General features: G+C 74.0%; 10 protein-coding genes. 6 read left to right on the top strand and 4 right to left on the bottom strand.

The window, feature by feature from the left end; genetic code table 11:
• Window positions 1-36: 36 nt before the first annotated feature.
• The gene (locus ADK86_RS00915; RefSeq protein ID WP_053694785.1) at window positions 37-1,410 is read right to left on the bottom strand and encodes a cytochrome P450; all 1,374 of its coding nucleotides are present in this window, start codon (window positions 1,408-1,410) and stop codon (window positions 37-39) included.
• 34 nt (window positions 1,411-1,444) lie between these two features.
• Between ADK86_RS00915 and ADK86_RS00910 the strand changes: the two genes are divergently transcribed.
• The 6 genes from ADK86_RS00910 (at window position 1,445) to ADK86_RS00885 (ending at window position 6,504) form a co-directional block, all read left to right on the top strand.
• A complete protein-coding gene (locus ADK86_RS00910) occupies window positions 1,445-1,846 on the top strand; it encodes a hypothetical protein (protein ID WP_003982151.1) in 402 nt (133 codons plus the stop codon).
• Window positions 1,847-2,269: 423 nt separating this feature from the next.
• Window positions 2,270-2,836, top strand: a complete 567-nt coding sequence (locus ADK86_RS00905) for a DM13 domain-containing protein (protein WP_078951669.1) — start codon at window positions 2,270-2,272, stop codon at window positions 2,834-2,836.
• Between the two features lie 4 nt (window positions 2,837-2,840).
• The gene (locus tag ADK86_RS00900) at window positions 2,841-3,674 is read left to right on the top strand and encodes a response regulator transcription factor (protein ID WP_053694783.1); all 834 of its coding nucleotides are present in this window, start codon (window positions 2,841-2,843) and stop codon (window positions 3,672-3,674) included.
• Window positions 3,671-4,795, top strand: coding sequence for a sensor histidine kinase (locus ADK86_RS00895; protein ID WP_053694782.1), 1,125 nt, complete (start codon window positions 3,671-3,673; stop codon window positions 4,793-4,795). Before ADK86_RS00900 ends, ADK86_RS00895 begins: the two co-directional genes overlap by 4 nt.
• Window positions 4,796-4,876: 81 nt before the next feature.
• Window positions 4,877-5,773 carry a phosphotransferase family protein gene (locus ADK86_RS00890; RefSeq protein WP_053694786.1) on the top strand — a complete coding sequence of 299 codons (897 nt, stop codon included), beginning with the start codon at window positions 4,877-4,879 and terminating at the stop codon, window positions 5,771-5,773.
• Window positions 5,774-5,931: 158 nt separating this feature from the next.
• On the top strand, window positions 5,932-6,504 hold the full coding sequence (locus ADK86_RS00885; RefSeq protein ID WP_053694781.1) for a dihydrofolate reductase family protein: 573 nt from the start codon (window positions 5,932-5,934) through the stop codon (window positions 6,502-6,504).
• A 19-nt stretch (window positions 6,505-6,523) separates the two neighbouring features.
• Here ADK86_RS00885 and ADK86_RS00880 read toward each other — a convergent pair whose 3' ends face one another.
• From ADK86_RS00880 to ADK86_RS00870, 3 genes are all read right to left on the bottom strand, one after another.
• On the bottom strand, window positions 6,524-7,204 hold the full coding sequence (locus ADK86_RS00880; protein ID WP_053694780.1) for a cytochrome b/b6 domain-containing protein: 681 nt from the start codon (window positions 7,202-7,204) through the stop codon (window positions 6,524-6,526).
• Window positions 7,188-7,853 (bottom strand): molybdopterin-dependent oxidoreductase, encoded by a 666-nt coding sequence (locus ADK86_RS00875; protein ID WP_234317762.1) that lies wholly within the window; start codon window positions 7,851-7,853, stop codon window positions 7,188-7,190. The genes ADK86_RS00880 and ADK86_RS00875 overlap by 17 nt, the downstream gene beginning before the upstream one ends.
• Before the next feature lie 202 nt (window positions 7,854-8,055).
• Complete coding sequence (locus ADK86_RS00870; protein ID WP_053694778.1) at window positions 8,056-10,041, bottom strand: primary-amine oxidase; 1,986 nt, start codon at window positions 10,039-10,041, stop codon at window positions 8,056-8,058.
• Between the last annotated feature and the right edge of the window lie 35 nt (window positions 10,042-10,076).

Here is a 10,076-nt window from a genome sequence, read left to right as displayed (position 1 = left end):
CCGCGGCGCCCCGCCCCTCCGGTCCCCCGTACGCCCTCAGCCCACTCCCCTCAGCCGCACCCGCGCCGGGCCCGCCGCCTGCAAGGTGATGCCCGCGGTGAGCGGCACCTCCCGGTCGACGGCCGTCAGCTCGTACGAACGCAGCAGTACCGCCGCCGCCAGCACCGACTCCAGCATCGAGAAGTGCTGCCCGATGCACGCCCGCGGGCCGCCGCCGAACGGGAACCACGCATAGCGGTGGCGCGCCGCCTCCCGCTCCGGGGTGAAGCGCCGCGGGTCGAAGCGCTCCGGGTCCTCCCACAGGCCGGGGTGGCGGTGGGTCACCCACGGCGAGACGATCACGTCGGCGCCGTCCGGTATCCGGTGGCCGCCGATCTCGGTGGCCGCGACGCCGCGCCGGCTCACCACGGGTGCCGCCGGGTACAGCCGCATGGCCTCCTTGAGGGCCATCGTCAGCCGCGGCAGCCGCTCCAGGTCGGCGGCCTCCGGCTCCCGGTCCCCCAGTACGGCGTCGATCTCCTCCCGTACCAGCGCCTGTTCCTCCGGGTGCCGGGCGAGCAGGTGGAGGGTGAAGGCCAGGGACGTCGCGGTCGTCTCGTGTCCGGCGAGCAGGAAGACCAGGACCTGATCGCGGATCTCGGTGGCGTCCAGGCCGCCGTCCGCCGCGTTGCCCGCGCGGGTGAGCAGGGACAGCAGGTCGGCGCCGTCGTCCAGTTCACCGGCGGCCTGCCGCGCGGCCACGATCCGGTCGCAGACCGCGTGCAGTTCGACCGTCGCGGCGGCGGCCCGGCGGTTGGCGGGGGTGGGCCAGTGGCGCGGCGGGTTGCGGGGCGAGAAGCCACGCCGTACGACATACGAGTTGATCACCGGGAAGCAGCGGTGCACGGTCGCGACCGCGGCCTCCACGTCCGTGCCGAACAGGATGCGGGAGACCGTGCGCAGCGCGAGCCGGTTCATCTCGCCCACCAGGTCGACCGTGCCGCCGGGCGGGGTCCGCCAGCGCTCGGCGACGGCCTGCGCCTCCGCCGCCACGGCCGACGCGTAGCCGTCCACCCGGCGCTTGGTGAACAGCGGCTGCACGATCCGCCGCTGGCGGAGGTAGTCGTCGTCCTGGCTGGTCAGCAGGCCGTTGCCGAACGACTGCCGGACCTCCTCGTAGAACGGGTGGTCCTTGCGGAAGTTGGCGGCCTCGGAGGCAAGGATCCGCTGACTGCCCTCGGGCGAGAACACCCCGTAGAAGACGCTGCGCAGACCGGGCGGGCCGGCCGTGAAGCGGACCAGGTCGCCGTGGTCGCGCCGGGCGCGCGCGAACGTGTCGAGCGTGCTGCGCCGCAGGTCGAACATCGAGCCCAGGAACGGTACGCCCCGGGGGCCCGGTATCGCCGGGCCGGATCGTGTGGTGAGCGTCATGGGGGCGATACCTACCCCGCGTAGCATGGACCGAATGATCAACAAGCGTGCCGGCCGTCAGCCCGCCGAAGCCCCCTGCCGCGTCACCGTCTGCCGCGGCTGCTGCTGCGGCGACCCGCGCAAGATCCCGGGCGTCGACCACGCGGCGCAGATCCCGCGGCTGCGGGCCGCGCTGGCGGGTGCGGCGGAGGTCCGCGCCTCGGAGTGCCTGGACGTCTGCGACCAGGCCAACGTCGTGGTCGTCCAGCCGTCCCGCGCGGGCCGGGCCGCGGGCGGGCGCCCGGTGTGGCTCGGGCTGGTCAACGACGACGCGGCACTGGACGACGTGGCCGCCTGGATACGCGCCGGCGGCCCCGGCCTCGCAGAGCCGCCCGGCGTACTGGACCTGTACGCGTTCACGGTGTCGCGGCGGGTGCGGGAGGCCCTGGAGGGCTGAACGCCCACGGTTCGGGCTCGGTTCGGGCTCGGTTCGGTCCGCTTCCGGGCGGGGGCTTGTTCCCCGCCCCCTTTGGGTAAGCTCCCGCTGGGGGGACGATCACGTTCGATTCGTCTCCAGGAGGCGCGCAGCCGCCCCCGGCCGGAGTGGGCTTCGTCCCCGCCACCCCTGGGTAAACCCCCGCCGGGGGAACGAGCACGTTCGATTCGTCTCCAGGAGGCACGCAACCTACCCCGGCCCTGGTGGGAGCGGGCGCGGCGATGCCAGGGGCGCTCGTCCGTACGCGGCCGGTGCCGTCCGGCTCGATGAAAGCTCGCCTCTGAGGTGGTCGCGCGTCCCGGCGTCCGGAGCCCCGGATTACCAGAGTCTTACGGGCCGTGCCCACGGCCCCCGGCCGCCCGCTCCGCGCGCTTGGCTTGATGCATGGACCGCATGGAACCCACCGCACCCCGCCGCTCGCCGCTGCTGCGCCGCGCCGTCGTCGTCCCCGCCCTCCTCGTCGTCGTGGCCGTCGCGGCCGTCGCGCTCTACCTCTTCCAGCCGTGGAAGGCCCTGACGAACACGACCGTGGACGAGGCCGCACCGTCCGCCACCTCCTCCGCCATGGGAAAGATGCACGACACGGACGGCATGAAGAAGCCGGCGGCCGGTGGCTCCTTCGTCTCCCACGAGCACGCCACCAGCGGCACCGCCCGCGCGCTGCGCCTCGCGGACGGCGGCCGGGTGGTGCGGCTGGAGGACCTCAAGACGTCCGAGGGGCCGGATGTACGGGTCTATCTGTCGCACCGCAGTGCCGCCGACGCCGAGCGCGGGCTCGGCGCGGGCGCCGTCGAGCTGGGCAAGCTCAAGGGCAATCTCGGCAACCAGAACTACGCGGTGCCGGCCGGCACCGACCCGGCCGCCTTCCGCAGCGTGGTGATCTGGTGCCACCGCTTCTCCGTCTCCTTCGGCGCCGCCGACCTCCCGGCGGCGGCCGCGATGGCACGCTGATCCCGTGAGCCGAACCACCCCGCCCGCCGCCCCGCCGCCCGCCGCACCGCTCCGGCGCATCCTCGTCGTCGAGGACGACCCGACCGTCGCCGAGGTCGTCACCGGCTATCTGACGCGCGCCGGCTACGTCACCGAGCACGTCGCCGACGGCTGGGCGGCCCTCGACCGGGCCGCCTCCTTCCGGCCGCACCTGGTGGTGCTGGACCTGATGCTGCCGGGCCTCGACGGCCTGGAGGTGTGCCGCAGGCTGCGCGGTGCGCCCACCACGGCGCCCGCCCCGCCCCCGGTCCCCGTCGTGATGCTCACCGCCCGCGGCGAGGCGCCGGACCGCATCCTGGGACTGGAGCTGGGCGCGGACGACTACGTCACCAAGCCGTTCAGCCCCCGCGAACTGGTGCTGCGCATCGGGTCCGTGCTGCGCCGCGCGGAGGCCGCCCCGCCGGCCGCCACCCCGGTCCCTCCCGTACGGGCCGGCGACCTGACCGCCGAGCCCGCCGCACGCCACGCCGTACGGGCCGGACGCCCGCTGGCCCTGACCTCCCGCGAGTTCGACCTGCTGCTGTTCCTGATGCGCAACCCGGGGCGGGTGTTCGCCCGGGAGGAACTGCTGCACCAGGTATGGGGCTGGGAGTTCGGGGATCTGTCCACCGTGACCGTGCACGTACGGCGGCTGCGGGAGAAGATCGAGGACGATCCGGCGGCGCCGCGGCTGATCGTCACGGTGTGGGGCGCCGGGTACCGCTTCGACCCGGCGGACGGTACGGGTGACGCCGACCGTCCGGACCCGGCCCCGCCCACTCCCACTCCCACCGAAACCCCCGGAACCCCCCGCCCATGAACGACTTCCTCGTCATCCTCGCCCTGGCCGCCCTCGGCGCCGTCGCGGCCGGACTGCCGGCCGCCGCTGCCGTGCGGATGCTGCGCCGCCGCTCCGTCGCGCTGTCGCTGTTCGCCGCGGGGGCGCTGGCGGTCGTCACGATGGCGGCCGGGACGGTCGCGGTGGCCCAGGCGATGTTCCTGTCGGCGCACGACCTGGGCGTGGTGATGGCCGTGGTCGCCGTCTCCGGGCTGGTGTCGCTGGCCGCCGCGCTGTTGTTCGGCCGCCGGATCGCGGCGGGCAGCCGGCAGTTGGCAAAGGCGGCGCGTACGGTCGGCAGCGAGGGCGGGTTCGCCGCGCCCGCCGAGCCGCCGACCGCCGAACTGGCCACACTGGCCGAGGCGTTGGAGGAGACCAGCGCCCGGCTGGCGCGGGCCAGGGAGCGTGAACGCGCGCTGGACGCCGCGCGGCGCGACCTGATCGCGGGCATCTCCCACGATCTGCGCACACCGCTGGCGGGCCTGCGGGCGATGGCCGAGGCCCTGGAGGACGGCGTGGTGCGGGGCGCGGACGCCGCCCGCTATCACGCCCGTATCCGGGTGGAGGTGGACCGGCTGGCCGGCATGGTCGACGACCTCTTCGAACTGTCCCGCATCCAGGCGGGCGCGCTGACGCTGACGCCGTCCCGGGTGTCGGTGTACGACCTGGTGGACGATGCGCTCGCAGGCGCCCGGCCGCTGGCCGCCGCGGGCGGGGTGCGCCTGGTGGACGGCGGGGTGGCGGCCGTACCGGTGCGGGTGGACGCGCAGCAGATCACCCGCGTGCTGGGGAACCTGCTGGTCAACGCGATCCGGGCGACGCCGGACGGCGGCACCGTCGCGGTGGAGGCGCGGCGTGCCGGCGGCCGGGTGGTGCTCGCGGTGGAGGACGGCTGCGGCGGCATCCCGGAGGCGGATCTGCCGCGCGTCTTCGACACCGGCTGGCGCGGCGCCCCCGCCCGTACGCCGCGCGCGGACGGCGGGAGCGGTGCGGGGCTGGGTCTGGCGATCGTCCGCGGCATCGTCGAGGCACACGCGGGGCGCGCCTCGGTGCGCAACACGGAGCGCGGCTGCCGGTTCGAGGTCGAGCTTCCCGGCGGGTGAACGGCGCGGGCGCGTACCCGTACGGCCGGATCGGCCTGCCGTCACCCCACCGCGAGGGCGCCCTGCGGCATGATGGTGATCATGACGGAGGAACGCCTGCCGGACGCGGCAGAAGTGGCCCGGCTGGTCCAGGATGTCGTGCCCGGGGTGCACGCGGCGGACGTGCGGCCCATCGGTGAAGGCGGCGATCACGCGTCCTGGTGGGTGGGGCCGGACCATGTGGCGCGGTGCGCGCTCGACTCCGGCGGTTCGGAGCGCCTGCGCCGGGAAGTCGCGCTGCGCGAGCTGGTCGGCGAGCGGACCGGCATCCCCGTACCGGTGAGCGTGGCGAGCGGGGACTGGAGGCGGGGGCGCGCGTTCACCCTGGACACCCGGCTGGGCGGGGTCTCCGTCGAGCTGCGCCCGGTTCCGGCGGCGGGCGAGGACGATCTCGTACGGATGCTCGTCGAGCTCGCGCAGGTGCCCGTGGCGGAAGCCGAGGCGCTGGGCGTACCGCCGGAGGCACCGCGCAATATGCCCGGACTGCTCCGCCGGGCTTCGGCGGCGGCGGAAACCGTCGCGGCGCGCGGCGAGTTCGATGCCGGGTGGCTGCCGAGGCTGCGCGTACCAGGGGCGGAGGCCGCGACGGCGCCCGCCACCCTGGTGCACAACGACCTCAAGGGCGAGCACCTGCTCGTGGCCGAGGACGGCCGGATCAGCGGCGTACTGGACTGGACGGACGCGGTGACCGGCGACGCCGCCGAGGATGTCGCCGGGCTCGTGATCTCGGTCGGTGCCGTGGCGGCCGTACGCATCGCGACGGCCGCCGGGTTCGACCGCGGCGCCTGCGCCCGCGCGCTGCAACTGGCCCGCTGCGACACACTGACGCTCCTCTCCGACCGGCTCGGTGGCCGCGACGACAGCCCGCTGCCGCTGCTGCGCGCGCAGTTGCGCCGTGCGTGGGAGCCGACCGCTCTGGACGGGCCGGAGGAGAAGTAGGCGGTTTCGTACGGACCGCCGCCCGGACGGACGACGGCCTGACTTGCTCCGCACTCCGCAGTGTCAGTGGTGGCTGGTCTACTACAGCCACGAGGCCGGCGCAGCGTGCACCGGCCGAGCGTGCCGAGGCCCGGCCACGAGACCTGCAGGAGAGCCCGATGCGTACTCTGATCAGCACCGCTTTCATCTCGCTCGACGGCGTCGCGGAGGCTCCGGGCGGCGAGCCCGGTTACCGGAACTCCGGGTGGACCTTCAAGGACGTCGAGTTCCTCCCCGAGGCGTTCGGCATCAAGGGCCGGGAGCAGGAGGAAGCCACCGCGATGCTCCTGGGCCGGGCCAGCTACGAGGCGTTCAGCCCGGTGTGGCCGGACATGGAGGACTTCGCCGGCTACAAGGTGATGCCGAAGTACGTCGTCTCGACCACACTCACCGAGGACGACCTGGTGTCGAACTGGGGCGAGACGACGATCCTGCGCTCGCTCGACGATGTCGCCGCGCTGAAGGAGACCGAAGGCGGGCCGATCATCGTCCACGGCAGTATCTCCCTGAACCAGGCTCTGTCGGACGCCGGCCTGATCGACCGCTACCACCTGCTCGTCTTCCCGCTCCTGCTCGGGGCGGGCAAGCGGCTCTTCAGCACCACGGACAAGGACACCCAGAAGCTGGCGCTCGTCGAGCACGCTGCCTACGCCAACGGTCTGCAGAAGAACGTCTTCGACGTCGTCCGCTGACGCAGCTCCCGTTCGCGCCCTACCCCGCGCGCCGTTTCGACTCCCCGTCCCTCTCCGGCTCCCACAGCGGATGCTCACGCCGTGCCCATGCCGCGTCGACGGTCCCGGTCCGCATGCCCCGGCGTGCTTCCGGATCGCCGTACGCCCGCCATACGTGGCCCGCGATGACGACGATGAGCGCCAGTGCCAGCCAGTCGTGGACGAAGGTCGCGCCGGTGCGCCAGAGGAGCGGGGCGAGGTGGGTGAACCACATCAGCAGGCCCGTCCCGGCCATGACCAGGACCGCCCCCGCCAGCCAGGCGGCGTAGAGCTTCTGGCCCGCGTTGAACTTGCCCGCCGGCCGGTCGGACCCGCGACGCAGCGCGGAACGCAGCCAGCGGCGGTCGTGCGGCCCGTACCGGTTGAGGCGGGTCAGGTCGGCGCGCAGCGCGCGCGAGGCCAGGCCGAGCAGCAGCGGTACGGGCAGCAGCAGGCCGGACCACTCGTGGACGGTGACCATCAGTGCCCGGCGGCCCACGAGTTGGGCGAGGAACGGGAGGTAGAGGCAGCCCGCGGTCAGCACGCAGACGGCCATGAGGGTGGCGGTGGCGCGGTGCACCCAGCGCTGGGCGGGTGTGAAGCGGCGTACGCGCGCGCTTGCCGCCTGTACCGGCGCCTGCGCCTGCCTCCAGCCCACCGCGCGCTCAGACGGTCGGCGCATCGTCGCGTCCGTTCGAGCGGCCGACCCACGCGTCCACGTCGTAACCACGCTCCTCCCAGTAGCCCGGTTCGACCCGCTCGGTGACGGTGATGCCGGAGAGCCACTTCGCCGACTTGTAGAAGTACATCGGCGCGGCATACAGCCGCACCGGCCCGCCGTGCGCGTGCGGCAGCGGCTTGTCCTGCATGGTGAGGGCGATCAGCACGTCGTCGCGGCGGGCCTGTTCGAGCGTGAGGCTCTCGCTGTACGCGCCGTCGAAGCAGGTGAAGCGGACGGCTTTCGCCCCGGGCCGTACCCCTGCCGCGTCCAGGAGGCGGCGCAGGCGTACGCCGGTGAAGGGCGTGTCCGGGACCCGCCAGCCGGTCACGCACTGCACGTCGCGCACCAGTCGCGTCTGCGGCAGCGCGCGCAGGTCGGACAGGCGGTACGTGATGGGGCGTTCGACCAGGCCGTCCACCGTGAGGCGATAGGTACGGGCGTCCTTGGGCGGCACGGAGGCGGTCACCGAGTAGTAGCGGAAGCCGCCGCCCGCCGGGAGCAGTCCGGTCAGGCCGGTGGGGTCGTTCCGGGCGGCGGCACCGACCGTGTTGTCGTAAGCGCGTTGCAGGTACGGGGCCGTGGCGATGCCCGCGACACCGGTAATGAGCATGCCGAGCACCAGGCGGCGGCCGACGGGGGTGCCGTGTCCGTCGGCCGCCGGGCCGGTGCCTTCCCTGCCTTGCCCGGTGGCGGGCGCTTCGTCGGGTCGTGGCGCGTTGTCGTGCGGGGTCACGCCTCGATTCGAGCACCGCGCCGGGGGTCCGGCCAGCCTTCCGGGCGGGACGTCAGGCTTTCGTCATCTTTCAGATCCCTCACGCCCCCGAGGCGTGGCAGTGCCCTCCCCCGCCGCTCTCGCGCGGCAGGTCCAGCGTCGGGTTCCGGTCGAAGAAGCCGGTCGGCCGGAGGGTGAAGCCGCAGCGGTCGACCGGCATGACCGGCCAGTCCTCCAGGCGCGGCAGGTGGGTCGGGCCGAAGCAGTGCCAGAGCGTGAGGGCGGTGTTCTCCAGGGACTCGCCGGGGCGCGACCACGCGGTGACGCCCGTGCCGCCGGGGTGCTGATTGGGGTAGTCGCCGTCCGGGAAGCGGCGGTCGGCGGCACTGCGGGTGATCCACAGGTGCTTGGTGGCGTAGGCGACGCGGGCGGCGACCGGGGAGCCCGGCCGGGCGAGCAGGGTGGGGCCGGACGGCTGCGGGGTCAGGGTGTACGCGACGGGCTGCCCGGTGCGGTTGCGAACGGACGGGTTGGTGATCCGCCAGCGGCGCCCGGCGGCCGGGTCGGCCAGCCTCCCCGCCTCGCCGGAGTCGGTGACGGGCGTGGCGCGGATGGTGAAGGCGTTGCCGTTGGGGTTGTCCGGGCCCATGGGGAGCGGAACGACGTCGACCTCCTCCACCGTGTTGGCGTGGCCGTCCACCGCGGGGTCCAGCCGGGCGCAGAACAGGTGCTGGTGGTACGGCGCCTGGAGGCCGGGGGCGACCTCGGTGGCGTACGGGGAGACGGTGCCCGGCGCGGACGCCGAGGTCTGCACCAGACCGGTCGACTTGACCTCGAACTCGATGCCGCCGTCCTGGTAGAGGTACCAGTAGAAGCCGTAGTCGTAGTTGCCGAGGGTGGCGATGTACGAGACGACCAGGCGGCGGGAGCGGCGGCTCTCGGCGGCGAAGTCGTCGAACATGTTGGTGTGCTTCCACAGGAGGCCGTGGTCCTCCTCGTGGATGCAGATGGCGTTGGGCAGTGTCTGCGGCGCGCCGTGGTCGTCGGGCACGACGGCGTCGACGTACAGGATCTCGCCGAGGCAGTCGCAGCCCAGCCGGAGCGCGTTGGCGTTGCGGCCGAGGGTGTACTCGCCGACGTCCAGGTAGCAGATCCAGTTGCGGTCCGCGCCGGGGTCGGCGTACGGGACGGCCATCTCGGCGAGCGAGGCGCGGTGCAGCACGGGCCGTACGCGGTCGCCGTCGCGGACGGACAGCTCGTGCAGGACCAGGCCCTCGCGGGCGTTGAAGTCCAGCCGCAGCGACCAGTTCTGCCAGGTGAGGCGGTGTCCGTCGAGGGCGAAGGAGGGGCCGTCGGGCTGGCGGATCTCCAGCGGCTTCAGGTCGGTGCGTGCCGGGCCGTTGAACTCGGCCTCGTAGCGCCCGCATTCGGCGGGGACCGGCACCGCGCCGGTGTCCACGAGCCGTACGACCCGCCGCTCGGTCAGGTCCACGTCGGCGACCAGGCCGGCCACGGGGTGCGCGAACGGGTTGTCGGTGGCGTCGCAGCGCAGGAACGTCAGCGAGCGCAGCATGCGGCGCCCGGTCTCCTCGGCGCGGCCGAAGTTTCCGGCGGCGAGCGGGGCGCAGACCGCGAGCGCGGTGTCGGTGATGCCGCGCTCGGCCATGGCCTTGCGCCAGCCCGGGTCGGCCTTGACGATCTCGTCGCAGCGCTCGTACTCCTCGAAGAGGACGGGCGGCTGGCCGTCCGCCGCCGGGTCGAGGTCGCGGTGGGCGAGCAGCGTACGGGCCGTTACGTCGACGACCGCCTCGGTGCTTGCGCCCGTCGCGGTGTCCAGCAGGGTGACGCGCACCCGGCGGACGACCGGGTCGCCGGGGCGGTGCGCGGCCACGGTGTGCCGGTCCGGCTCGTCCAGCAGGACGAGGGGGAAGCGGGTGGTGTCGCCCACCAGGCCCTCGTCACTCAGGACCGCGCGGGCGGCGATGATCTCTTCGGCGGTGAGCGGGTCGAGCAGGTGCGGGGCGGGTGTTCCCGGGACGGTGGTCGCTCTGCCCGCGTCCCGCGGGTCCGTAACGCTGTGGGCCATCGGTCAGCTCTCCTCACGCGGGGACGACGAGGACG

Origin of the sequence: Streptomyces sp. NRRL F-5755 (genome assembly GCF_001279365.1) — a bacterium.
In the GTDB taxonomy this organism is placed as follows: Bacteria; Actinomycetota; Actinomycetes; order Streptomycetales; family Streptomycetaceae; genus Streptomyces; species Streptomyces rimosus.
The sequence above is the reverse complement of the archived record's forward strand: the minus strand, read 5'-3'. Positions and strand labels throughout refer to the sequence as shown.